General features: G+C 65.0%; 27 protein-coding genes. 16 read left to right on the top strand and 11 right to left on the bottom strand.

Translation table 11 applies throughout. The features are described from left to right. Positions 1-12: 12 nt before the first annotated feature. Positions 13-309, bottom strand: a complete 297-nt coding sequence (locus AC5ZFO_RS25835) for a co-chaperone GroES (protein ID WP_014491914.1) — start codon at positions 307-309, stop codon at positions 13-15. A gap of 329 nt (positions 310-638) precedes the next feature. Here AC5ZFO_RS25835 and AC5ZFO_RS25830 point away from each other — a divergent pair, with 329 nt between their 5' ends. Then, positions 639-1160 (top strand): hypothetical protein, encoded by a 522-nt coding sequence (locus AC5ZFO_RS25830; protein WP_074122687.1) that lies wholly within the window; start codon positions 639-641, stop codon positions 1158-1160. A gap of 165 nt (positions 1161-1325) precedes the next feature. On the opposite strand, the gene AC5ZFO_RS25825 is transcribed toward AC5ZFO_RS25830, so the two are convergent. Beyond that, positions 1326-2105, bottom strand: coding sequence for a protein phosphatase CheZ (locus AC5ZFO_RS25825; protein WP_063985625.1), 780 nt, complete (start codon positions 2103-2105; stop codon positions 1326-1328). 314 nt (positions 2106-2419) lie between these two features. On the opposite strand from AC5ZFO_RS25825, the gene AC5ZFO_RS25820 reads away from it, so the two are divergent. Then, entirely contained in the window at positions 2420-3235 is an 816-nt protein-coding gene (locus tag AC5ZFO_RS25820) for a L,D-transpeptidase (protein ID WP_282521953.1), read from the top strand. 72 nt (positions 3236-3307) lie between these two features. Here the strand turns inward: AC5ZFO_RS25820 and AC5ZFO_RS25815 are convergent, their stop codons facing one another. The 6 genes from AC5ZFO_RS25815 to AC5ZFO_RS25790 all read right to left on the bottom strand — a co-directional run bounded on the left by AC5ZFO_RS25815 (position 3308) and on the right by AC5ZFO_RS25790 (position 8807). Next, entirely contained in the window at positions 3308-4168 is an 861-nt protein-coding gene (locus AC5ZFO_RS25815; RefSeq protein ID WP_282521954.1) for a DUF2076 domain-containing protein, read from the bottom strand. Positions 4169-4293: 125 nt separating this feature from the next. Then, on the bottom strand, positions 4294-5139 hold the full coding sequence (locus AC5ZFO_RS25810) for a ChbG/HpnK family deacetylase (RefSeq protein WP_282521955.1): 846 nt from the start codon (positions 5137-5139) through the stop codon (positions 4294-4296). Next, positions 5136-6182 carry a glycosyltransferase family 2 protein gene (locus AC5ZFO_RS25805; RefSeq protein ID WP_282521956.1) on the bottom strand — a complete coding sequence of 349 codons (1047 nt, stop codon included), beginning with the start codon at positions 6180-6182 and terminating at the stop codon, positions 5136-5138. Before AC5ZFO_RS25805 ends, AC5ZFO_RS25810 begins: the two co-directional genes overlap by 4 nt. Positions 6183-6267: 85 nt before the next feature. After that, positions 6268-7245 carry an ATP phosphoribosyltransferase gene (gene hisG, locus AC5ZFO_RS25800; RefSeq protein ID WP_282521957.1) on the bottom strand — a complete coding sequence of 326 codons (978 nt, stop codon included), beginning with the start codon at positions 7243-7245 and terminating at the stop codon, positions 6268-6270. 3 nt (positions 7246-7248) lie between these two features. Next, on the bottom strand, positions 7249-8400 hold the full coding sequence (locus tag AC5ZFO_RS25795; protein ID WP_282521958.1) for an ATP phosphoribosyltransferase regulatory subunit: 1152 nt from the start codon (positions 8398-8400) through the stop codon (positions 7249-7251). A gap of 188 nt (positions 8401-8588) precedes the next feature. After that, a complete protein-coding gene (locus AC5ZFO_RS25790) occupies positions 8589-8807 on the bottom strand; it encodes a hypothetical protein (RefSeq protein WP_282521959.1) in 219 nt (72 codons plus the stop codon). Positions 8808-9006: 199 nt separating this feature from the next. Between AC5ZFO_RS25790 and AC5ZFO_RS25785 the strand changes: the two genes are divergently transcribed. Together AC5ZFO_RS25785 and AC5ZFO_RS25780 are read left to right on the top strand one after the other, a co-directional pair. After that, the gene (locus tag AC5ZFO_RS25785) at positions 9007-9513 is read left to right on the top strand and encodes a hypothetical protein (RefSeq protein ID WP_496122787.1); all 507 of its coding nucleotides are present in this window, start codon (positions 9007-9009) and stop codon (positions 9511-9513) included. A gap of 172 nt (positions 9514-9685) precedes the next feature. Further along, on the top strand, positions 9686-10534 hold the full coding sequence (locus tag AC5ZFO_RS25780; RefSeq protein ID WP_496122786.1) for a helix-turn-helix domain-containing protein: 849 nt from the start codon (positions 9686-9688) through the stop codon (positions 10532-10534). Positions 10535-10590: 56 nt separating this feature from the next. Here AC5ZFO_RS25780 and AC5ZFO_RS25775 read toward each other — a convergent pair whose 3' ends face one another. Next, positions 10591-11355 carry a 16S rRNA (uracil(1498)-N(3))-methyltransferase gene (locus AC5ZFO_RS25775; protein ID WP_282521962.1) on the bottom strand — a complete coding sequence of 255 codons (765 nt, stop codon included), beginning with the start codon at positions 11353-11355 and terminating at the stop codon, positions 10591-10593. A gap of 211 nt (positions 11356-11566) precedes the next feature. Here AC5ZFO_RS25775 and AC5ZFO_RS25770 point away from each other — a divergent pair, with 211 nt between their 5' ends. Beyond that, positions 11567-12226: a hypothetical protein gene (locus tag AC5ZFO_RS25770; protein WP_166083821.1), complete on the top strand. Its 660-nt coding sequence runs from the start codon at positions 11567-11569 to the stop codon at positions 12224-12226. Further along, a complete protein-coding gene (ubiA, locus tag AC5ZFO_RS25765) occupies positions 12223-13155 on the top strand; it encodes a 4-hydroxybenzoate octaprenyltransferase (RefSeq protein WP_282521963.1) in 933 nt (310 codons plus the stop codon). Before AC5ZFO_RS25770 ends, ubiA begins: the two co-directional genes overlap by 4 nt. A 113-nt stretch (positions 13156-13268) precedes the next feature. Here ubiA and AC5ZFO_RS25760 read toward each other — a convergent pair whose 3' ends face one another. Next, positions 13269-13787 carry a DUF6101 family protein gene (locus AC5ZFO_RS25760; protein WP_282521964.1) on the bottom strand — a complete coding sequence of 173 codons (519 nt, stop codon included), beginning with the start codon at positions 13785-13787 and terminating at the stop codon, positions 13269-13271. A 276-nt stretch (positions 13788-14063) separates the two neighbouring features. Here AC5ZFO_RS25760 and AC5ZFO_RS25755 point away from each other — a divergent pair, with 276 nt between their 5' ends. The 8 genes from AC5ZFO_RS25755 to AC5ZFO_RS25720 all read left to right on the top strand — a co-directional run bounded on the left by AC5ZFO_RS25755 (position 14064) and on the right by AC5ZFO_RS25720 (position 21648). Further along, a complete protein-coding gene (locus tag AC5ZFO_RS25755; protein WP_282521965.1) occupies positions 14064-15467 on the top strand; it encodes a TldD/PmbA family protein in 1404 nt (467 codons plus the stop codon). Next, the gene (locus tag AC5ZFO_RS25750) at positions 15454-16272 is read left to right on the top strand and encodes a 3'(2'),5'-bisphosphate nucleotidase CysQ (protein ID WP_282521966.1); all 819 of its coding nucleotides are present in this window, start codon (positions 15454-15456) and stop codon (positions 16270-16272) included. Before AC5ZFO_RS25755 ends, AC5ZFO_RS25750 begins: the two co-directional genes overlap by 14 nt. 60 nt (positions 16273-16332) lie before the next feature. Beyond that, positions 16333-16575: a DUF4170 domain-containing protein gene (locus AC5ZFO_RS25745; RefSeq protein ID WP_014491932.1), complete on the top strand. Its 243-nt coding sequence runs from the start codon at positions 16333-16335 to the stop codon at positions 16573-16575. Then, the gene (locus tag AC5ZFO_RS25740) at positions 16572-17285 is read left to right on the top strand and encodes a lysophospholipid acyltransferase family protein (RefSeq protein WP_282521967.1); all 714 of its coding nucleotides are present in this window, start codon (positions 16572-16574) and stop codon (positions 17283-17285) included. Before AC5ZFO_RS25745 ends, AC5ZFO_RS25740 begins: the two co-directional genes overlap by 4 nt. After that, positions 17248-18582 (top strand): 3-deoxy-D-manno-octulosonic acid transferase, encoded by a 1335-nt coding sequence (locus tag AC5ZFO_RS25735; protein WP_282521968.1) that lies wholly within the window; start codon positions 17248-17250, stop codon positions 18580-18582. The genes AC5ZFO_RS25740 and AC5ZFO_RS25735 overlap by 38 nt, the downstream gene beginning before the upstream one ends. Beyond that, positions 18575-19591: a tetraacyldisaccharide 4'-kinase gene (gene lpxK, locus AC5ZFO_RS25730; RefSeq protein ID WP_282521969.1), complete on the top strand. Its 1017-nt coding sequence runs from the start codon at positions 18575-18577 to the stop codon at positions 19589-19591. The genes AC5ZFO_RS25735 and lpxK overlap by 8 nt, the downstream gene beginning before the upstream one ends. Positions 19592-19904: 313 nt before the next feature. Then, on the top strand, positions 19905-20240 hold the full coding sequence (locus AC5ZFO_RS25725; RefSeq protein WP_282521970.1) for a GYD domain-containing protein: 336 nt from the start codon (positions 19905-19907) through the stop codon (positions 20238-20240). Between the two features lie 1093 nt (positions 20241-21333). Then, positions 21334-21648, top strand: coding sequence for a hypothetical protein (locus AC5ZFO_RS25720; RefSeq protein WP_282521971.1), 315 nt, complete (start codon positions 21334-21336; stop codon positions 21646-21648). 16 nt (positions 21649-21664) lie between these two features. Here the strand turns inward: AC5ZFO_RS25720 and AC5ZFO_RS25715 are convergent, their stop codons facing one another. Beyond that, a complete protein-coding gene (locus tag AC5ZFO_RS25715; protein ID WP_014491939.1) occupies positions 21665-21892 on the bottom strand; it encodes a DUF2093 domain-containing protein in 228 nt (75 codons plus the stop codon). Between the two features lie 194 nt (positions 21893-22086). On the opposite strand from AC5ZFO_RS25715, the gene AC5ZFO_RS25710 reads away from it, so the two are divergent. After that, positions 22087-22911 (top strand): dienelactone hydrolase family protein, encoded by an 825-nt coding sequence (locus AC5ZFO_RS25710; RefSeq protein ID WP_496122785.1) that lies wholly within the window; start codon positions 22087-22089, stop codon positions 22909-22911. 265 nt (positions 22912-23176) lie between these two features. Then, positions 23177-23326 carry a hypothetical protein gene (locus AC5ZFO_RS25705; protein WP_008130160.1) on the top strand — a complete coding sequence of 50 codons (150 nt, stop codon included), beginning with the start codon at positions 23177-23179 and terminating at the stop codon, positions 23324-23326. Positions 23327-23447 lie beyond the last annotated feature (121 nt).

Raw genomic sequence — 23447 nt, 5'->3', positions numbered from 1 at the left:
AGGCTGACGGCCTTAGGCCATGACACCCATGATGTCCGACTCCTTCATGATCAGGAGCTCTTCGTTGTCGATCTTGACCTCGGTGCCCGACCACTTGCCGAACAGCACGCGGTCGCCGACCTTGAGATCGATAGGGATCAGCTTACCGGCCTCGTCGCGGCCGCCGGGGCCGACGGCGACGACCTCGCCCTGGGACGGCTTTTCCTTGGCGGTGTCCGGAATGATGATGCCGCCCTTGGTCTTTTCCTCGGCGTCGATACGTTTGACCACGACACGGTCATGCAGCGGACGAAATTTGGATTTAGCCATGACGTTTCCCTTTGGAGGCTCGCTTCGGAAGGAATGGAAGTGGGTAGGGGCGGCGTCCGTCCACCCTCTTGCCGAGGATCGAACGGCGCGCTTAGCAATCGGGCTTTCCGAGTGCTAATAGTGCGCCCGGAAATATGGCTTGGCCGCGATCCTGTCAAGCAAGGGTGGTTAAGCGATTGGTGAGGCGGATATAGGATCGTGTCTAGAGAAACTTATTGGTCGCGCTGGCGTATAAAGGACGTCATTGCTCCGACAGCGGTTTTGCGCTTGGCTGCAGGAGGGATGCGGTCGGGGTCTCATTTGGGGGACGGTTTGCTCGGGGGAATGTCATGATCAGTTCAGCTCACGCACGCACGGTTGCCAATCTGGCGGCCGCCTCTTGCCTGGCGCTGCTGCTTGGCGCCTGCGGCGGCGGTATGAGCCTGCCGTCCTTCTCGTCGTCTTCGCCGCCGCCCGAGGCCGAGCCCGGCACCGGCCCGGAAATGCCGGCGAGCATCCGCGCCGACGAGATCGTCGGCCGCTGGGGTCTCGCCTCGTTCCAGAACCCGGCCGACCGCGCCCGCACCGAGGCCGCGGCCCGATCGCAGTGCAAAAATCCTTACGTGATCACCGCCGGTTCCTCCGGCGGCGTGATCATGCATCTCGCCGACCAGGCGACGCCGCAGGAGCTGCGCCTGAAGGGCTCGCCCAGCGGCAAGAACTACATCGGACCGGCGGGTCCCACCCCCGGCGAGCAGGACCGCGAGATCGTCTCCTTCGACGGCCGCGTCCTGATCACCCGCTTCATCGACAAGGACGCCGCCACCCGCTACGGCAACATGGTCTACGTCCGCTGCGCGCCGAGGGCGTGATCGGGGTTCGGCTCTAACCCGCGTCATTGCGAGCGTAGCGAAGCAATCCAGACTGTCTCGGCGGAGGCAGCCTGGATTGCTTCGTCGCTTCGCTCCTCGCAATGACGAGGAACAAAAAACGCCGGCTTTCGCCGGCGTTTTGTTTTTCCGTAGTGTCGCGCCCGATCAGTCGAACAGCGCGTCGATGTCGTCCTGCGAGGCGTGGCCGACGTCGCCGGCGAGCTTGGGGCCGTTGAGGAGCTTTTCGTCGTCGCTGCGGGTGTCGGCCGGCGCGGGCACATGGGCCTTGATCGCGTCGACGCCGCCCCAGATCTCCATCATCGCATTGATGTGCTGCTCGATGAACTTCATCGTGGTCATGACCTTGCTGATGCGCTGGCCGGTCAGGTCCTGGAAGTTGCAGGCTTCGAAGATCGAGATGACGCGTTCCTGGATGTCGTCGGCGAGCCGCTTCTGCTGGTCGGCCGATTGCACCTTGGACATCGCGCTGGCCGCCTGGTCGATCGATTCGGCGGCTTCGAGAATCTGCTGGGTCGCCTGCTCGGTACCGCCGACGACCGCGCCGAGCTCGCCATTGACCTTGGCCATTTCGCCGCCGTCGAAGCTCTTGCCGTGCAGCGTCGCGATCTCGCGCTTGGTGCGGTCGATGGCGTCGTGGATGAGGTCGAGCTCGACCTTCAGCTTCTCGCACTGCTCGATCTGCGCCCGGTAGGTATCGAGCATGGTACGAGCCTCGGAGAGCTCGTGGGCAGTGGAGGCGTCGATCGCCGCCATGGCTGCGCTGCCGGACAAGGGCACAGTGCCCTTCGCCATCTGTGCGCGGATCGCACGCAGCTCCGCCATGATCTCATTATGCATCGGCGCAGCCTCCTCAATCATTTCGGGGCTGGGCATCTCGCCGACAATAGCCTCTTCGACACGAAAACGTTTGCGGTGAATAGCCATCAGGAACTCCCCCCACCTCACTCACGCGTCTTTGTAGGCAGAAGCAATTTAACACGAGGTTCACAGCGGGAACTGTTGCGCGGCCGCACGCGACGGCACGAAAAGAAGCGATTAACCATGGGCCTGCGGCGTTCATCGAAAATAAACGCTGATCGCCAAATTGCACCCTCGCTCGCGACGTGGTGAATCGAAACGGCTGATACGTTTACCAAACAAAACGGCTTTTGCTCTTTATTGACCACGTCGCGGTCGCCGATCAGCCATCGGCTCTGCACGACGCATGTGATCTAGACGAAACAGTACAGAGTACGTCGATGTTCAAGAAAATGTCTGTCGCGCTGCTCGGCAGCGCTTGCACCTTCATTGCCGGCGCGAGCAGCGCCAGCGCCTTCGACAATAGTGTGCCGAACGATCCGCCTGCGGTGCTCTACCAGCCGCAGGTGCCGCCGGCGCCGGTGCGCGTCGCCTCCAATGCGAATATGGGCGGCGGCTTCATCGAGTTCCTGTTCGGTGACGGTCCCGGCCGCGGCCCGGCCTACGCGCCGCAGCAGCCGGTCTATCAGCAGCAGCCCGGCTATTACGACCAGCGCCGCCTGCCACCGATGGGCGAGCCGCAGATGCAGGGTGGATATCAGCAAGGCGCAGGTCTCCAGCAGGAGGCGGTCGATCCGCGCCAGCGTCCGTTCGATCCGAGATTCGAGAAGCAATCCGTCGACTATAGCGGCAAGGAAACTGCCGGTACCATCGTGGTCGATACGCCGAACAAATTCCTCTATCTGGTCGAGGGCAACGGCCGGGCGATGCGCTACGGCATCGGCGTCGGCCGTCCCGGCTTCACCTGGTCTGGCGTGAAGTCGATCACGGCCAAGCGGGAATGGCCGGACTGGACGCCGCCGGCGGAAATGATCGCGCGCCGGCCCGACCTGCCCCGGCACATGGAAGGCGGCCCGGAAAATCCGCTCGGCGCGCGCGCGATGTATCTGGGCTCGACGCTCTACCGCATCCACGGCTCCAACGAGCCCTGGACCATCGGCACCAACGTCTCCTCAGGCTGCATCCGCATGCGCAACGAGGACGTCATCGACCTCTATGGCCGCGTCAATGTCGGCACCAGGGTCGTGGTGATGTGAGCGCCTGACGTTCGACATGAAAACGGCCGCCTCCCGGGCGGCCGTTTTTGTTTGCAGCGCTATCGAGCAGCCTTACGCGTAATCGCTGCCGCCATCGTCTCCGCCGCCGAAATCGCTATCGTCGTCGGCCATGTCCATATTGCCGTCGTCGTGGTCGTTGTCGTCGTAGTTCTGATCGTTGTTGTTGTCCCGGTCGTTCGACGCCTGGTCGGCGAAGCCCTGGCGGGAACCGTCGTCGCGGTCGCGGTTGGAGCCGATGTCGTTGACACCGGCATCGCGCGCAAGCGAGCCGCCGGACTGGTCGCTGCCGCCCCAGGGACTTCCACCAGCACTGCGGTCGCCGAGCGCGTTGGTGTCGCCGAAGGCCTGCTGGTGCGATCCGCCCATCATGCCGCGGATGCTGGAGAGCAGCAGCGAACCGCCGACGACGCCGGCCGCGGCCGCCGCCGCGGTGCCGAGGAACGAGCCGCCGCCACCGCCCATCGGCGGGGCGCCATAGCCCTGACCCGGAGCTTGACCCGGGCCTTGGCCGTAGGCCTGTCCATAAGGGGGCGGCGCGCCGTAGCCGGGCTGCGTCTGCTGCATGGCCTGACCAGTGTTCCAGACCGACCGCGCGTCACGCGGCGGCACGTTCGGAACCGAGCCGCGCGAGGGGCCTCCGCCGAACAGGCTATCGCGCATGGTATCGAGGAAGCCGCCGGACTGCGCCTGCTCGGGCGCATGGGCCGCTTCCAGCTCCTGGATGCGGTTATGGGCGCGCTTCAGCGCTTCGTCCTGCAACAGCGTGGTCTGCACCAGCGCGTAGACCGCGCCAGGGGCCTTGCGCAGGCCATCGGAGATCGCGGCGATCGCATCGGGATCGCGCGGTGCATTTTCCAGTTTCGAAAGCCGGTCGAAAAGCTCGTCGACGAGCTGGCGTTCCTGCGGCGTCATGATCAGTCTCCCTCGCTCAAACCAAGCGCGAGGCAGATGTAGGGTTCCATTGTGGCCCCAACAGTGCCGGCCGGATTAAATTTCGGTATGCGACAAGCTGCCCGGCGGCATGTTTTCCGCCGGTTTCACCCCAGCGTGACGCCGCTGTCGGCGAGCAGGCGCGCAAACGCGTCGCCTGAGAGATAAGCGTGCTCGCGTTCGCGGACGTCCGTCATCGGATCGAGGCCGGTGAGGATGTCGTCGACGAAGCCGGGGTGGCACATCACGAGGCCGCCATCGGGGAGGCCTTGCAGAAACTGCCGCATCAACGCGCCGAAATCGGCCTCGCGCGTAAAATCATAGGCGCCGGCAAAGCCGGGATTGAAGCTGAGGCCGGCGCTGGCCGCGCGGCGGCGGAATTGCGCGCTCAGGATATCGAGCACCATGGCTTTCGGCGAGGCCAGCCGTTGAACGAGCGGCAGGTCGCGCCCGCCCTGGCGGACCCAGGCTTTGGGCGCGGCTTCGCTGACCGCATCGACAAAGCCGTCGCGCACCTGCGGATAGAGCTGCACATGCTGATGGCCGTCGACGAAGTCAGGCGCGCGCCCGAACGCTTCCGCGAACGCCGCCAGCTGCGCCTTGACCTCGTTGCGAACGAATTCGCGGTCGAGCCGGCGGGCAAGGCCGGCGCGCAGCAGCTTCGGGAACGGCATGAACATGTCGCCGTCCAGCGGTCGGAAATGCATGGTGAGCGGCCGGAACGGCGCCGACAATGTCACGTGCAGGCCGACCGCGCAGCGCGGGCTCGCTTTCGCCGCCGTCTGGAGTGCCTCGATCTCGCTGTGCTCGATCGCCGGTCCCACCATCATCACCGAGGTGGCATTGAGACGGCCGCGTTCGATCAGGTCGCGGATGGCGCGATTGACGCCCGGGCTGATGCCGTAATCGTCGGCGCAGAGCCAGATCCGCCGCAGGCCCGCGGCCGCGCTCATTCGGCGGCCGTCCTCTTCGAGGCGTCGTCGGCCTTCCCGGTCTCGAAATGCTTTTCGCTGTGCTCGGCGACGAAGTAGATCGGGCGCGCCTTCAGCTCGGACAGGATCTTGCCGATATATTCGCCGACGATGCCGATCATGATGAGCTGCACGCCGCCGATGGTCATCAGGCCGATCACGAGCGAGGGATAGCCGGGCACCTGCTTGCCCGTGGTCCAGACCTCCCAGAGGATCGAGAGGCCGAACAGGAAGGCGCCGCCGGCGAGGATCACGCCGAGCAGGCTGGCGAAGCGCAGCGGTGCCACCGAGAACGAGGTCACCCCTTCGATCGAAAGACCGAGCAGGCGCGCGGCGCTGAAGGTCGTCACACCATGGGTGCGCGGCGCCGGCTCGTAATCGACGCGGATCTGGCGGAAGCCGATCCAGCTCGCGAGGCCCTTGAAGAAGCGGTTGCGCTCCGGCAGCTGCCTGAGCGCTGCGACCGCGCGCGGCGACAGCAGGCGGAAGTCGCCGGCGTCTTCAGGGATCTTCTGGCGCGCGCCCCAATTGATCAGCGAATAGAACCCGCGCACGGCGACGCGGCGCAGGAAGGGCTCGTTGTCGCGATGCGCCTTGGCGGTATAGACGACGTCATAGCCGTCCTCGATCCAGTGCCGCACCAGCTGCTCGACCAGCATCGGCGGATGCTGGCCGTCGCCGTCCATGAACATCACGGCGCCGAGCCGGGCATGGTCGAGGCCGGCCATCAGCGCGGCTTCCTTGCCGAAATTGCGCGACAGCGACACCACCTGAACGTCGACCGCGTCGGCCGGCAGCGACCGGGCGATCGAGAGCGTCGCGTCCGCGCTGCCGTCGTCGACATAGACGACCTCGCAGGCGAGGCGATAGCGCTGCCGCAGCGTCTTGGCGAGATCGCAGATGCGCTGATGCAGGGCGGCGAGGCCCGCCGCCTCGTTGTAGACGGGGACGACAATCGACAACCCCTTCGCAGCGGCACTGGCCGCGGTGGTCGTCATGCCGGAAACGTCAGAGCCCAGCGTCATTGATCAAGGTTCCAGAGGCGTCCATGGTTCTCAGCAGCATATGGTAGCTGCCGTTTGCTGTCGCTACGCTGAACGGACCTGAGGCTCACTGCCGCAGGAATGCCTCGAGCTTCGCGAACAGCGGGTTCTCCCGGTCGAACACATAGTCGAGCGAAACCACCGAGACGGTCTCGGCGCCATGCTCGCGCAGGAAGCTCGCCAGCGCATAGAGCTGACCCGGCGGACAGTGCAGCGTCAGCATGCCCGACGAGGTCGGCCCGCCGAACGGGGCTTCGACGCCGAAGCGCTCGTGGGCTTCGCCGAGCAGGGCCGCGTCGCATTGCTTGAAGCGGGTGCGGACCTCGCGGTATTTGTTGGCCCGCGACCGTGCCGCGATGTGATCGAGGATGACGCGCGCGGTCTCCCGCGCCTGCGGTGTCCAGTCGGCATCCCTAGAGGCGACCAGATTGGCCTGGCTGCGCAGGATCACGCCGTCGTCGAGCACCCGCAGGCCATTGGCCGCGAGCGTCGTGCCGGTCGTGGTGATGTCGACGATCAGCTCGGCGCTGCCGGCCGCCGGCGCGCCTTCGGTTGCGCCCGCGCTTTCGACGATGCGGTAATCGGTGATGCCGTGGCTCTGGAAGAAGGTGCGGGTGAGGTTGATGAACTTGGTCGCCACCCGCATCCGCATGTGATGCTGCTCGCGGAAGCCGGTGGTGACGTCGTCGAGATCGGCCATGGTGCGGACGTCGATCCACGCCTGCGGCACCGCGACGACGACGTCGGCATTACCGAAGCCGAGCCCGTCGATCAGGGACACGCGCTTGTCGGCGTCCGCGATGTTCTCGCGCACCAGGTCTTCGCCGGTGACGCCGAGATGCGCAAAGCCGCGCGACAATTGCGAAGCGATCTCGCTCGCCGAGAGATAGGCGACCTCGACATTGTCGAGGCCTGCGAGCGTGCCGCGATAGTCGCGCGCGCCGCCGGCCTTCGACAGCTTGAGCCCGGCGCGGGCGAAGAACGCCTCGGTGTTTTCCTGCAGGCGGCCCTTGGAGGGAACGGCCAGGACGAATGGCGCGCTCATGACTTAAGCTCCCACCTTGCGGCCGATCCGGGTCAGCGCGTCGACCCAGACCGAGAAGCCGACCGCGGGGATCGGTTCGGCCGATCCGAGCTGGGTCATCAGCCCGTCATAGCGGCCACCGGCCACCAGCGGCTCGGCGCCGTTGCCCCTGTGATGCAGCTCGAATTCGAAGCCGGTATAATAGTCGAGGCCGCGTCCGAACGCGGTCGAGAAGCGCGTCTGCTTCACGTCGATGCCGCGCGCGGCCATGAAGCCGACCCGGCTTTCGAACTGGTCGACGGCAGCCGTGAGGTCGAGCTTCGCGTCCGTGGTGAGCGCGCGGAGCTCGGCGACGGCATCGTCGGGATTGCCTGCGATCGACAGGAAGCGCTTGAGCACCGCGATCGCCTCGCGCGGCAGCGCGCCGCCCTTCAGCGTCGACTGCTCGAGGAAACGGTCGGCGATCTCGGCCGTGGTGCGGCCCCCGACATTGGTGGTGCCGGCGATCGACATCAGATCGGTGACGAAGGCGAGCGCCGCCTTGCGGTCGGAGCCGGCGAGCGCGGCGAGCACACCCTCATATTCGCTGCGGGTCGCGGTGGTCGCGGCCGCCAGCTTCTCCAGATCTTTTTCCAGGCTGATCTTGCGGTTGAAATCCTTGACCAGGCGGCGGCGCCACACCGGATAGAGGTCGAGCGCATCGAGCAGGGCGTTGAACAGCGCCACGTCGCCGGTGCGGATCTCGACATCGCGGACACCGAAGGCGGCGGTCGCTTCCAGCGCCAGCGCCAGCATCTCGGCGTCGGCCGCGGCGCGGTCCTGGCGGCCGAACGATTCGATGCCGGCCTGAAGAAATTCGCTGGCCTGACCGCTGCGGTAGCGGAACACCGGGCCCAGATAGCTGAACCCGGCCGCCTGGCCGGCGCGGTTCGAGGTGAGGTAGTCGCGGGCGACGGGGATGGTCAGGTCCGGGCGCAGGCAGAGCTCCTCGCCGGACAGGTCCGTCGTCAGATACAGGCTCTTGCGGATGTCCTCGCCGGAGAGGTCCAGGAACGGCTCGGCCGGTTGCAGGATCGCGGGCTCGGCCCTGACATAGCCGGCCTGCGCGAACGACAAGAGCAGCGTATCCGCCCAGGCGGCGGAGCCGGCAGCATTTGAGGTGGCAGTCGCGGTCATAACAGGGGTCCATCGTCCCGGTGGAACCGGGCAGGGCGAGGGGGAGGCGAATTGGCGCAGGCCTTAGCATGGCCCGACAGCGGTTTCGACCTCCAAAGGATCAATCGCTTAATGGCTCTGGAGGTGGGACGCAGCGATCTGTCAGAAAGTATTTCAGGTATTTTAATACCTAGACCGGGGCTTGGCTTTCACTCAGTCTGGCCAGGGAGATCTCTGGGCGCATCGCCAAGCGATGCATCGGTGGAGGCCAAGGCAAGCCCTGCGGTTTCGGACACGGCGTGATCTGCGAGCTCCTCGGCAAGCTCGAGAATTCTCTGCCTCCTGCTCGGGTCCCTTATGCCGAGAAATGCCTTGATGAGCCCGAGCTCCTCGCGCCGCCGCCTGTCCGATGCAGCATCGTCGTCCATGGCCATGTCGTCCTGCGCGACACCTCAGTGCCCGTCGCTGATTTTTGTCCCCGCATGCGACTCAATGCAGCAACCGCACGCTCAACGTCACATTGAGAAATTGAGGAGGACAGGCAAGTCGTCGCATACTCATATTGGGTATGGCGGATGACCCGTTCGCTGCTGCCTTCGCTTACAATGTGAATGTTGGTTTTGATTCATGCGCAATGCATCAGATGTTATCCGGACAGTCTCGCGGCACACGCTGGCCTATATGCTGTTTTCGATCAGCGAGCTGTTCCGGCACTACGACGAATTCGATCCGCTGGACCTACTGATCGTTCATGCAATTCTCAACGCGAACGTCATCAATGTGATGAACGATCCGTCGCTGGAGGAGAGATTCTCGAGCATTCATGCGGTCGAGCCGGATGCGATCAAGCAAGGGGTGTCCCGCGCGGCGCTCTCTCGCTTCCTCAGCCTGCCGCTCGAGACGGTTCGCCGTCGCGTGACGGGACTTAAGAGACGAAAGATTCTCGCCGAAACCAAGACCGGGCTCATCGTGACCGAGCAGAACGCATTCAGGTTTGGCAACAATCACGAACTGCAGAAGACTAATATGCTGCTGCTCACAAAACTGCTTCGCGATCTCAAGCGCGCCGGCATCAACGGGCCGGATGATCTGCGTGCCCCCAAGGGCGCAGCATCGACAAGGAAGGCGAAGTAAGCGGCAGGATATGGATCAAAGCCTTCTCGATACTGCTCACGATGGAACGCAAAGAACAGCATTAGACGGCTTGCTGTCGTTCCAGGGTCTCAAGCCATCCGCGGCTCTCCAGCTCCAATCGTACGACATCGATCATTTCGGAGAGAGTGAGAGATATGCCGGCGCATCCAGCATGCCGCTGTCGGCCGGGGCGACTGCAATCAAGCGCGCCCGGCTCAGCCTGCCGATCCTGACGCTGCTTCTGGTAAAGACCTTCCCGCGGATCGTTCGCGGTTATGATCTGGCGCACGCCATCGCCGTGGCGGTGCCGATGGACCATGTGACCTCCACCCGCATCAACGGGCAATCAATTGGTAGCTCCATACTCGTTCTCAAGGGGAGATCCGATTGCCTGGTCTATGAGCCGGCGGGGCGTTTGTGGGCTGTCGCCTATTTCAGCCTGCCCGAGCGCGAGCCCTGGTCTCAGCTGGATGACGGCTATCATTTGCTGAGCCCGGCATCGGACCTACTTGCCTCCCTGCATGGCTCGATTTCCACGACGCTTGAAACCGCGGCACACGATCCAGACTTCCTGAACGAGCCGACGTCGCGAACGGCGGCCGAACAATCCCTGTTCGTCACAATGGATGCTGCCATTCGGTCCAACGTGAATCGCGGGCCCATGCACTCCACGACGGACAGCTATCAGCGGATCGTCGCAGAGATGGAACGATTGATCCGCCACGATCTCGCGATCTGGCACAAGACGACAGAATTGGCAGAGCGGGTGGGCGTGTCCGTTCGGACCCTCCAGAGTGCGACGCAGGCCATCTGCGGCATGAGCCCTCATCGCTACAGCCGGGTCTTGCGTCTCTGGTCGGTACGGAAGCAGCTGCGCACCGGCCCGGCTCGTCGCAGTGTGAAGGCCTGCGCAATCGGCCATGGCTTCTGGCATCTGAGCGAGTTCGCGGCGAGCTACAGGGCGGCTTTCGGAGAGCTGCCGTCCGAGACCCTGCATCGGTCGAAGCGCGAGGTCATCTAAAGCGCGAACCTGTAGAGCCGCCGTGCGTGAATCGACGTTAGGTTCGCTTGGTTAGGTTAGGTGCCGTCCCAATCGCCCAGCACCGCCTGCACCAGCGCCAGCGCCGCCACCGCGGCCGTGTCGGCCCGCATGATCCGGGGTCCCAGCGCCAGCCGCAGGATTTTCGGCTGCCGCAGCAGTAGCGCCCGCTCCTCCTCGGCAAAGCCGCCTTCGGGGCCGATCAGCACGTCGATGCCAAGCCTGCCCTGGTCGTGTCCGGCTTCGCGTGCGTCTTGCAGGCTCTGAACGGGGTTTTGGACCTCCGCCGCCTCGTCGCAGAAGATGAGCAGCCGGTCGGCAGGGCGCTGACTGAGATACCGGTCCAGCGGCACCGGCTCGGCCACCGTGGCGATGCTGAGGATGCCGCATTGCTCGGCGGCCTCGACCACATTGGCACGCATCCGCTCGGTGTTGACCCGGGAGGCCTGGGTGAAGCGGGTCAGGACCGGCTGAAGCGTGGCGGCACCCATCTCGATGGCCTTCTGGACCATGTAATCGAGCCGGGCATGCTTGAGCGGCGCGAAGACGTAAGCGAGGTCGGCGAACTGGTCCTGCGGGCGGGTCTGCTGGAGGATCACGAGGCCGTCCGGCCGCTTGCGGCCCTCAATCGCAGCCTGCCACTCGCCGTCGCGGCCGTTGAACGCCAAAACCTCGGCCCCGGCGGCAAGCCGCAGCACATTGCCGAGATAATTGCTCTGGTCGCGGTCGAGCGGAACCCGGGCGTCCTGGGCAAGGGGGACATCGACAAACAGGCGGGGGGCGCGAAAATCGTGGGAGGGCATCGTTCAAAGGTCCAATTTACCGCCGTTATTAACCGAAAGCCGCCATTTCGGGGGTAAATATTGCCGAATCGGTGCGTCGGCGCGCCGCGCTCTTGCCCTATTCGGCGGGTTGTTAAGGGCCGGCGGGAATCGTAAAATCGCGAGCACGCTGGTTGCGCTTCAATTGGGAAGGCGCCGAGCCCCGTAAGCTCCTGCCGGAGAGACTGCCTTGATGATCCGTCGTTTGATGGTTCCGATCACTGCCGCCATGGTCACCTTGGGCGCCGCGGGTGCCCACGCGCAGGGCTTCCCTGCGCCGCTGCCTGGCCAAGCCCCAACCAGTTCCGCGTTTCCGCCTGTGAATGGCTCGGCGCCGACCGCTTCGGTCGGTACAGCGCCCCAAGGATCGTTTCCCGTGAACGGCGCCGCGCCCGTCGGTGGCGCAGGTGCCTTCAGCGCCGCCCCGCCGACGCAAGGCGGTCCCGGCGAGGACTGCATGAAAACCTTCATGCCGCTGCGCGAGGAAGCCGAGAAGCGCGGCAAGCTGATCAAGGCCGCGAGTGATCGTCACGCCGCGCCGGAAGAAGCCTGCAAGCTGATCCGCAATTTCAGCCAGGCTGAGACCAAGATGATCAAGTACATCGAGGCCAACGCCTCGAAGTGCGGGATTCCGGCGCAGGTCAGTGCGCAGATGAAGGACGGCCACAAGAACACCGAGGCCATGGCGACGAAGGTCTGCAACGTCGCGCAGCAGATGCAGAACCAGCCGCGCGGTCCGGCCGGTCCGTCGCTGAGCGAGGTGCTGGGCTCGGGCTCGGCGCCTGAAGCCAATGCCGGCAAGAAGGGCGGCAGCACCTTCGATACGCTCAACGGCAACGTCCTCACCCGATGAGTGATACATCCGCCCGCGTTGCCGATTCCACCGGCAACTGGGTCGATACGCTCGCGCCGCAATGGGCGCGGCCTTATTTGCGCCTGTCGCGCTTCGATCGTCCGATCGGCTCCTGGCTCCTGTTGATGCCGTGCTGGTGGTCGGCGGCGCTCGCTGCCGGCATGGCGCACGACGTCCGCGGCCTGCCGCTCACCATCGTGCTGTTCTTCATCGGCGCCTTCGTCATGCGCGGAGCAGGCTGCACCTGGAACGACATCACCGACCGCGATCTCGACGACAAGGTCGAGCGCACCCGCTCGCGGCCGTTGCCGTCGGGCCAGGTGACGACCAGGCAGGCGCTGGCCTTCATGGTCGCGCAGGCGCTGACCGGTCTCGTGGTGCTGCTGCAATTCAACCGCTTCGCGGTCCTGACCGGCATCGCCTCGCTTTTGATCGTCGCGATCTATCCCTTCATGAAGCGCATTACCTGGTGGCCGCAGATCGTGCTCGGCCTCGCCTTCTCCTGGGGCGCGCTGATGGGATTTGCCGTCACCTTCGGCCGCATCGAATTGACCGCGTTGGTGCTCTATGCCGGATCGATCTCGTGGGTGATCGGCTATGACACGATCTATGCGCATCAGGACGCCGAGGACGACGCGCTGATCGGCATCAAGTCCACTGCGCGGCTGTTCGGCGCGCACACGCACCAGGCGCTGATCCTGTTCTACGGGCTCGCGGTGATGCTGATCGGCGTCGCGCTGGCCTCAGGCGATGCGCGCTGGCCGGCCTGGCTCGGGCTTGCCGCGTTCGCCGTGCATCTGGCGTCGCAGATCGTGCGGCTTGATATCAGCGACCCCCTGCTCTGCAAGCGCCTGTTCTTCTCGAACAAGTATGCGGGCTTCCTGCTGTTTGCGGGATTGCTGGTCGACGCGGTGCTGCGGGCGGCGTAGCTGTAGGGTGGGCGAAGGCGCTCCTGCGCCGCGCCCACCATCTTCCCGAGATTGAGACAAAAAATGGTGGGCACGCTTTCGCTTTGCCCACCCTACGGCACCGTGCTTGCCGTTCAATTCCTTGCGATGATCTCGCGTTCGCCGTGATGAACCGACAGCTCGCGCGTCATGGCGGTGCGCCGGCGCATCAGGAATTTCGGACGGCGGGCGCGGATCGCGTTGGCGCGGCGACGGCGCGGCGTGGGCTTGCGGGCACCTTCGTCGAGCTGCGGAAGCGCGAACAGTTCGCTCCAGATCGTCCAGGCCTCGGCGAGCTCGTCGCCGTCGGCGCTGACCAGCAGCGGAACGGACAGCGAGGGATCGCGATGCACGAGGACGAGGGTCTGCGCCTCGTCATTGCCGCGCAACGCAACGCCGGTGAAGTCGCTGACGCGGACGTTGATCGCCATCTGCATGCCGCGGACGGCACGGCGCAGCACGACACGCTCGCGATGAAGCTCGATCTGCCTGGTGTATCCGTCGGCGCGCGGATCGTGCGCATCGAAGCGGACCGGAAGGGAAAGAGGGTCGAGCCGCAAGCTGCGGCCCGACCCGGCGGGAGCGATCCCGCTTGTTGCTGTTTGACGCCTCACGGCTTTAGTTCTCCCCGCCGGGATTATGTTCCCGGTCGATGCGAGGACCTTAGCGCGCGCCGTTCCGAAACCACTTAAAAAGGCTGGTTAATCCAGCGTCACCGCCGCTCATGATTGACAAGACCTTGGCACGCATGATTGACGAGACGTTGCGCCGGACTTGCGAATCTGAGCTTTTTGCGGGCTGAAAACGCTTGAAGTCCGTACCAATTGGGCACATCTGGTGTTCAGGGCCGGTATCGCCCCGAAACCTCCCGCCGCAACAGGATTTCGTTTGTGAACCCTTCACCAAGCTCGACGCTTTCGCCCCAGGATTCATCCAAGGCCAATCGCGACCTGTTCGATCAGTCCGCGCTCTCCGATCTCGCGCAGCGGCTGGTCGAGGCGGCCAAGCGCGCCGGTGCGGATGCGGCCGATGCGGTCGCCGTGCGCGGCGTCTCGCAGGGCGTCGAGGTGCGTGACGGGCGCGTCGAGGAATCCGAACGCTCCGAGGGTGACGATGTCGGATTGCGCGTGCTGGTCGGCCAGCGCCAGGCGGTGGTCTCGACCAACGACGTCAGCGGCGATGCCGTGACCAAGCTTGCCGAGCGCGCGGTGGCGATGGCGCGCGTCGCGCCCGACGATAAATATGTCGGCCTCGCCGATCCCGCGCTGCTCGCGCGCGACTTCCCCGATCTCGATCTGCTCGATCCCGACGTGCCCGCGACCTCCGAGCTCGAGCGCCGCGCGCTCGAAGCCGAGGCTGCCGCGCTCGCCGTGAAGGGCGTGACCAAGTCCGGCGGCGCCTCCGCCTCCGCCGGCATGGGCGGCATGGTGCTCGTCACCAGCACCGGCTTCCATGGTTCTTATTTGCGTTCCAGCCAGGGCATTTCGGCGACCGCGATATCGGGCGAAGGCACCGGCATGGAGCGTGATTACGACTTCACCTCGGCGCCGCACGGCGCCGATCTCCTGTCGCCGGAAATCGTCGGCCGTTCCGCCGGCGAGCGCACCGTGGCGCGTTCCAATCCGCGCAAGGTCGAGACCTGCAAGGTGCCGGTCGTGTTCGATCCGCGCGTTGCGGGCTCGCTGGTCGGCCATGTCGTCGGTGCCATCAACGGCGCCTCGATCGCACGCAAGACCAGCTTCCTGAAGGACAAGCTCGGCCAGCAGCTGTTCGCCAAGAACATCCGCATCATCGACGATCCCCTGCGCAAGCGCGGCCTGCGCTCGCAGACCTTCGATGCCGAAGGCGTGGCGGTGAAGAAGATCGCGCTGATCGACGAGGGCGTGCTGACGACCTGGCTGCTCGACTGCGCCACCGCGCGCGAGCTCGGCCTTGCCACCACCGGCCACGCCCATCGCGGCGTCTCGTCCTCGCCGTCGCCGGGGCCGTACAATCTGCATCTCGAACCGGGCACGCCGACCCCGGCCGAGCTGATCGCCGACATCAAGCAGGGCTTCTACGTCACCGACCTGATCGGCTCCGGCGTCAACGGCGTCACCGGCGATTACAGCCGTGGCGCCTCCGGCTTCTGGATCGAGAATGGCGAGCTGACCTATCCCGTCAGCGAGGTCACGATTGCGGGCCATCTGTTCGAGATCTTCAAGTCGATGCAGCCGGCGAACAATCTCGAGTTCCGCTACGGCGTCAATGCGCCGACGGTGCGCATCGAGGGTTTGACGCTTGGCGGACGCTGACGCGCATTCAACTGACGAAACCATCCTGACGCGCGATGCGGCGCTGCTGCAAGACGCGGTGCGGGCGGCAGGCAGCCTCGCGCAGTCGATGTTCCGCACCGAGTTGAGGACGTGGACCAAGGGCGCGTCCTCGCCGGTGTCGGAAGCCGACATTGCCGTCAACGACCTGCTCGAAGCGCGCCTGCGCTCGGCGACGCCCGATTATGGCTGGCTGTCCGAGGAGAGCGCCGACGACGAGGTGCGACTGTCGCGGCGGCGGACCTGGGTGGTCGATCCCATCGACGGCACCCGCAATTATCTCGGCGGCCACGACGAATGGTGCGTCAGCGTCGCGTTGGTCGAGGATGCCTCGCCGGTGCTGGCTGCGGTGTTCGCGCCCGCGACCGACGAGTTCTTCTTCGCGGCCCGCGGGCAGGGCACGACGCTGAACGGCAAGGCCGTGCGGGCGGCGTCCGGATCCGCGCTCGACTTCTCCCGCGTCGCCGGCCCGAAGCCGATGGTCGAGCGGCTCAATATGGCCGGCGGCGACATCAAGCTGCATCCGCGAATCGGTTCGCTCGCGCTGCGTCTGTGCCGGGTCGCCGATGGCGTGCTGGATGCGGCTTTCGCCGGGGGCAACAGCCATGATTGGGACCTTGCGGCGGCCGATTTGATCGTGCAGGAAGCGGATGGTAGGATGAGCGACCTCTCCGGAGATCCCATCCTCTATAACCGCCGGGAAGTCACGCACGGGGTGCTGGTGGCAGCGGGTCGCGATCGTCATGCGGGCATCGTCGCGCATTTTCGAAATCGGCCCTTGCCCTGAGTGCGTCCGCCGTGCTTCTCGAACACTGCTTTGCCGGGCAGCCCGTTAGGAACAGAACCCATGCCAGATAGTGCCCCGCAACAATTGCTGCATCTCGTCATCGGCGGCGAACTGCTCGATCTCGAGCACAACACCTTCAAGAACCTCGACGACGTCGAGATCGTCGGCCTCTATCCGAACTATGCGTCCGCTCACGTCGCCTGGCGCGCCAAGGCGCAGAGCACGGTCGACAACGCGCAGATGCGCTACTTCATCGTCCATCTCCATCGGCTGCTCGACCCGAATCAAGAACCGGCACGTTGAAAAAACTGCTTCGCAATACGCTGCGAAGCAGCTGGCTTCAGCGTGCCGTCGGGGTTCTGGCGGCCGAATATCTGCGTCTGGTCTGGCGGACCAACACATTCACGTTCGATCCGCCTGACGTCTACGACATCGTCGAGCCGCAGATCCCCGCGATCTTCGCCTTCTGGCACGGCCAGCATTTCCTCACGCCCTTCATCAAGAACAAGGGCTCCTACCGGGCCAAGGTCCTGATCTCCAGGCATCGCGACGGCGAGTTCAACGCGATCGCCGTCGAGCGGCTCGGCATCGGCCTGATCCGTGGTTCCGGTGACCACGGCGGTGCCTTCCACCGCAAGGGCGGGGTGGGGGCGTTCAGGGAAATGGTGCAGACGCTCCAGGACGGTTGTAATGTCGCGCTGACCGCCGATGTCCCCAAGCGCTCGCGCGTGGCCGGGCTCGGCATCATCATGCTGGCACGGGAATCGGGGCGGCCGATCATGCCTTTCGCGATGGCGACCAGCCGCTTCATCCGGCTCAAGAACTGGGACCGCACCACCATCAACCTGCCGTTCGGGCGGGGCGCATTGGTCGGCATCAAGGAAATCCACGTGCCGCCGGATGCCGACGCCGCCACCATGGAAGCGCTGCGGCTGGAGCTGGAAGAGACCTTGAACGAGGCGACCCGCCGCGCCTATGCGCAACTCGGCCGCCCGGGGCCCCAAGATGGCTAACTCGCTGCCGATAACGCTGCGGATGTACCGGCGCCTGGCCTCGGGCCTGGTGCCGCTTGCGCCGGCGCTGATCAAGCGGCGGCTGAAGCAGGGCAAGGAGGATCCCGCCCGCGTCGGCGAGCGGCGGGGCCTGTCCCGGGACGTGCGTCCGCACGGCCCCCTGGTCTGGATTCATGGCGCCAGCGTCGGCGAGGTGCTCGCCGCAGCCGCGCTGATCGAGCGCCTGCGCGACCTCAATCTGCGCATCCTGCTCACCTCGGGCACCGTCACCTCCGCCGCCGTCGTCGCAAAGCGCTTTCCGCCCGACGTCATCCATCAATACGTGCCGTATGATTCCCCGCGCTATGTCGCGCGCTTCCTCGATCACTGGAAGCCGTCGCTGGCGCTGTTCATCGAGTCCGACCTCTGGCCGAACCTGATCCTGGCGGGCGCCGCGCGCCGCCTGCCGATGGTGCTGATCAACGGGCGGATGTCGCCGCGCTCCTTCCCGCGCTGGCGGCGGATGTACGGCACCATCTCGGCGCTGCTGTCGCGGTTCGACATCTGCCTGGCGCAATCGAAGACCGATGCGGAGCGCTTCTCCGCGCTCGGCGGCCGCGACGTCGTCACCACAGGCAATCTCAAGCTCGACGTGGCCGCGCCTCCGGCCGATCCCGCCAAGCTCGAGCGGCTGATGGCGATGACGCGCGGCCGCCCGATCATCGTCGCGGCCTCGACCCATCCGGGCGAGGACGAGATGCTGGTCGCGGCGCATCGCAGCCTCGTCGGTTTCTTCCCGCAGCTTCTGACCGTGATCGTGCCGCGGCATCCGGATCGCGGCGCCTCGATCGCGGGCGTGATCACGGCGTCGGGCCTGAAGCCGGCGTTGCGCTCGCGCGAGGAATTGCCGACGGCCGCGACCGACATCTATGTCGCCGACACCATGGGCGAGCTCGGCCTGTTCTACCGCCTCTCGCCGGTCGTGTTCATGGGCGGATCGCTGATCCGCCATGGCGGCCAGAATCCGATCGAGGCGATCAAGCTCGGCGCCGCGATCGTCCATGGCCCGCACGTCTTCAATTTTGCAGACGTCTATGAGGCGCTTGATAGCAGCGGCGGCGCGCGCCAGGCCGATACGCAGGAGGTGCTGGTCAAGCAGCTCGGCCAGTTGCTGGCCGATCCCGCCATGCGCGACGGGATGCAGCGCGCCGGTGCAGGCGTGGTCGAGGAGCTCGGCGGCGCGCTTGAGCGCACCATGACCGCGCTCGAGCCCTATCTCCTGCAGCTCACCATCGAGATGGGGGCCGCCAATGCGTGAGCCGGCCTTCTGGTACCGGCCGCGCTCCTTCAAGTCTCATGCGTTACGGCCTTTGGGTCTGCTGTATGGCGCGATCACCGAACGGCGCATGCTGCGCCAGGGCGTTGACGCCGGCATCCCCGTGATCTGCGTCGGCAACTACCATGTCGGCGGCGCCGGCAAGACGCCGACCGTGCTCGCATTGACGAAGCTGTTGCGCGAGCTCGGCGAGACGCCGGTGGTGCTCAGCCGCGGTTATGGCGGGCGCCTCAAGGGTCCGGTGATGGTCGACCGTGAGCGCCACACCGCGTCCGACATCGGCGACGAGCCGCTGATGATGGTGCGCGACGTTCCTGTCGTGGTCGCGCACGACCGTCTCGAAGGCGTCGCGCTCGCAAAGTCGCGGGGCGCGACCGTGATCCTGATGGACGACGGCTTCCAGAACCCGCGCCTGCTGAAGGACGCCTCCCTGATCGTGATCGACAGCGAACGCGGCCTCGGCAACGGCAAGGTGTTTCCGGCCGGTCCCTTGCGCGCGCCGCTGAAGGCGCAGCTCGCGCGCACCGATGCGCTGGTGCTGATCGGCAATGGCCATGCCGCCGACGATGTCGCGGCGGAGCTTGCGAAGCGCAACAAGCCGGAGCTGCGCGCGCGCCTGAAGCCGGATGCGGCCTCGGTCGCGCAACTCCTCGGCAAACGAGTGATTGCGTTCGCCGGCATCGGCGATCCCGAGCGTTTCTTCCGCAGCTTGCGCGCCTGCGGCATCGAGGTCGCGCGCACGCGCCCCTTCGCCGATCACCACATGTTTTCGCAGGACGAGATCGCCGCGCTCGCCGCGGAGGCGCAGCGCGAGCAACTCACGCTGGTGACGACGGAAAAGGATCTTGCGCGCCTGCGCGGCCGCGAAGGCGTGCCCGACGGCATCGTGCCGTTCGCGGTGCAGCTCGAATTCGATGATCCGGCAGCGCTCCGGCAATTGATCAGCGATCATCTCTACAAGGCGCGCGAGCGGCGGTTCGGCAGGCGATGATTTCTTGATGATTTCTTGATGATTTCTTGGCGTGGGCCAAGCGCTCCGCCGTAGCCCAACACCGCGCGCCATGCGATATGCGACGATTGACCGGGGCGACATGTCGCGGCGGATGAATCCTCTTCCGCACGTTCCGGAGTTGATGTAGCCTTGCATGAGAGCCGTCACCGGGACGTGCCGAACTCCCGGCAATCATCGGCGGCGTTTATGCCCACGGCGGGCAACGTACCTTCATCATTTCAGATGCGAGACCGTTACGACCAGCTCGTAACGGCAGGAGAGTTATTGCCAAAAGCTCAGAGGAGAACATGCCATGCATTTTTGCCTCACTGGACAATATACACCACGCGCTCTCAACGCCATTTTGGAAAATCCCACGACCAATCGCCAGGAGGCGGCGACAAAACTCATTGAAGCGGCCGGCGGCAAGCTGATTTCGATGTACAGCGTTGCTGCCGACGGTCCAGGCGTTCTGGTGATTTTCGATGTGCCCGATCCAAGCGCGGCGCCGGCCATTTCCGGTCTGACCGTCACGGCGGGCACCCTGCAGAACGTGAAACTGACCCGGCTGTTCACGCAGGACGAGATCAAGCAGGTCCGCCAGAACGCGGCGAAGCTGCGCTCTTCATATACTCCGCCCGGAGGCTGACATCCGGATCTCGTGCGATGCCGCCGCAATCGTATCAAGCGGCGGCAACGCTCACCTCACAGCAAGAAGCAGGTCTGCACGCTGAGGCGAGGCGAAGGCCTTCCTGCGTCCATCGACGGACGATGTGGTGTGGCGCGTGCTGCGTCCGGCGCCACAGGTCCGACTGAACATGTTTGCCAGCGGACCCGTTATAACGGCGTGCAATCCCGGCTCAGCGGTCAGTCCATTCACCAGGCTCCAACAGCCATCATTCCGATGATGGTCAGGCACGAGACGCAGGCCACCATGACAGTATAGCATTCGGGTGTATTCATCGCTTGCTCCCAAACTGCCACCAATTGCTTGGTCACTGCTACGCGGGAGAGTTCGCCGGTCTCGGGCCGCTTTAATTCGGCACGCCGCGACCGGTCTTGCGTTGTGCGTCCGTCCTCTCATCGTCACCCTGATCCGCAAGATGATGATGCGCTTCGGAGGCTTCAGAGCGTTGAGCTATGATCAGAAGCTGTTTCCGCATTTCAGCGAGGCGGGCGCGGCAATATTCACGATAGAGCATGTCTAGTATGGTGGGCATGATCACCCCCATCCTTTGACTTTCGATTTACAAAATATGCCACCGCGAATTTTCGAGGTGATGGTAGCCCGCCAGATGGCTCTTCGGTATGAGCCCGTTCACAGACTGCGCCAATTCCAAAGCTCAATGGCCGTTTGGTTGACTTGATTGTCTGTGCGATAAAAGAGCAGGGTTAATTACCTAACATGCAGTTTAGCAGCGCTCTGTTTCACCAAGACTTCGTCAAACAACTTGAGGGCGCCGAACCGCAACGAAAAATCCAACCACAGCGCGAAGTGACTTACCACTGAGTGCAAGCGCGATTCGATGCAACGCGGATCGGCACGCCGGAGATCATTTCGGCTGCGAAGCGCGCAGTGCAGGTGCGCGCGAACATCGTCTCCATCCTCATGCTGCGCGAAAAGCTGTCCCGCTCGTGCTACGCCGGCAGGACAGCTACGTTTTGCGCACCCTGCGGCACCTGCCATTCAGGCAACATTCATCGCAAGACGCCTATCGGTTCCCGACGATCAGGAGAATCCGATGAAACTGCCATCCGCAGCCGTCGCTGCCAGTCTTGTGTGTCTGATCATTGCGCCCGTGTTTGCGCAGACGGCGCCGCCGACGGCTCCCGCTGCGCCGAACAGCACGGTGCCAGTCCCGGCGACCAAGCGCGTCACGTGTCTTGCGACGACGCAAAGCCTGAAGGGACAGGACAAGCGCGACCAGATGCAGCTCTGCATGGCGCAGGCGCGGGTCGACTGCCTGAAGCAGGCGATCGATCAGAAGGTTGTCGGCGAGCCCAGGAAGAGTTTCATCAAGACCTGCGTGGGCGGCGATGGCACGGAGCAGCAATAGTCGCGTGCCGGTGGCCTCACGGCTGCGGCTTCAGCGCGCCCGGGAAATGCCGCTGCAGCACGGCGGCTGGCGTGGCGTAGGCCTCTTGCAGGTCCACGCTCCAGTACTTCAATTCGTCGAGCGGAATCCGCGTGTCGGTGATCGCGCAACGCACGAAGGTCCCCGGCGAGATCACGCGGAAATCGCCGTCGAGATATTGCACCTGCGCTTCGCCATGGCCCGAGGGGCCGAACTTGTTCAGCACGGTCGAACGTCTCCGTGGAAGGCCTCTCCGTGGAAAACCCTGGAGGGCACGATGTGTTGGACGGGATTTAGCATAGATAGGGTGGCTTGTCCGCCCGGTAAACCCACCGGTTTGTGATGTTTTGTCGCCGTTTCCGCATGATAGTGCTTCGCGCTAGGGATGGCCGGTTCCGGCATCTTCCACGGCAGAATCCGATGCGCCTTCGACTGACCGCCCTGTTCCTGATGCTGTTGATGTCGGCCGCGCATGCCGCGCCGGCGCCGCAGCAGGTCGACATTCCGCTGTCGTCGGGAATCCTGCATGCGCAGCTCTACAAGCCCGAAGGCGAGGGGCCGTTTCCGACCGTGATCGCGCTGCACGGCTGCGGCGGCCTTGGCAATCATTCAGAATCGGTACTGCCGCGCTATCGCGACTGGGCGCTGCAATTGCTGGGGGCCGGCAACGCCGTGTTGCTGCCGGACAGCTACGGCTCGCGCGAGCTCGGGCCGCAATGCCGCGTCAAGGAGAGCCATGTCAAGGCGCGCCGCGAGCGCGTTGCCGACGTCGCGGCATCGCGCGCCTGGCTGATGAAGCAGAGTTGGGTCGCGCGCGACCGCGTCAGCCTGATCGGCTGGGCCAACGGTGCCAGCGCGCTGCTCTGGGCGGTGCGTCCGCAGAGCGCCGCGCGCGAAGCCGGGCCGGATTTTCGTGCGGCGATCGCGTTCTATCCGGATTGCCGGATTTCCGCCGGCCTCGGCTGGAGTGCGCGGGTGCCGACGCTGGTGCTGATCGGCGCCAATGACGACGTCTCGTCGCCGCCGGCCTGCCGCCAGATGGTCGACGGCGCCCGCGGCCGCAGCGCGCTTACGCGCATCGTGGTCTATCCCGACGCTTATCACGATTTCGACCGCGCCAATACGCCGCTGCACGCAGCTGCCGGCACCACCGACGCTGCCGCGCCCGAGCACGGCCATCTCGGCACCGATGCGCAGGCACGCGCGGAGTCGCAGCGGGAAGTGGCGGAGTGGCTGGCGCGGTGAGGATATCGTAGCCCGGATGGAGCGCAGCGAAATCCGGGACGGTCGCAGCGCGTGGCACGATCCCCGGATTGCGCTACGCTCCATCCGGGCTACGCATTCAGTCCGAGCGGGGCCGCCCGAGGAACAAATCTGGCGGACAGCCCCGCATCGACCACCGCCCTGCACGGAGTATGGCCGACCGTGAATCTACGTATCGCGTGTGGCGGCGGTTTCAGCAGGTGACGGCGCCTTAGTTCGACCACGATGTCGATTAAACGCAGTCCTCATGCGCAACCGCTTCGTCCTGTTCTCATCCGCACTGATCGTCTTCACCGTCGCGATCTTCCTGTTCGAAGCCCACGCCGGCGCGCCGATGATCGCGCCGGAACATTGCGGCTTCTGGACCACGATCGACGCGGGATTGTCCTGCCGGTAGGACGGGGCTGCGCGTCCCACACTCACTGTCATCGCCCGGCTTGATGTTTAGCCCGGACAGATCACTGACGGGTGTTCGGAGACATAGCTGACACATCAACATTGGCTGGATTGGTCCGATT

It is taken from the genome of Bradyrhizobium sp. Unk1, assembly GCF_059512345.1.
This window is presented reverse-complemented; position numbering and strand designations above follow the sequence as displayed.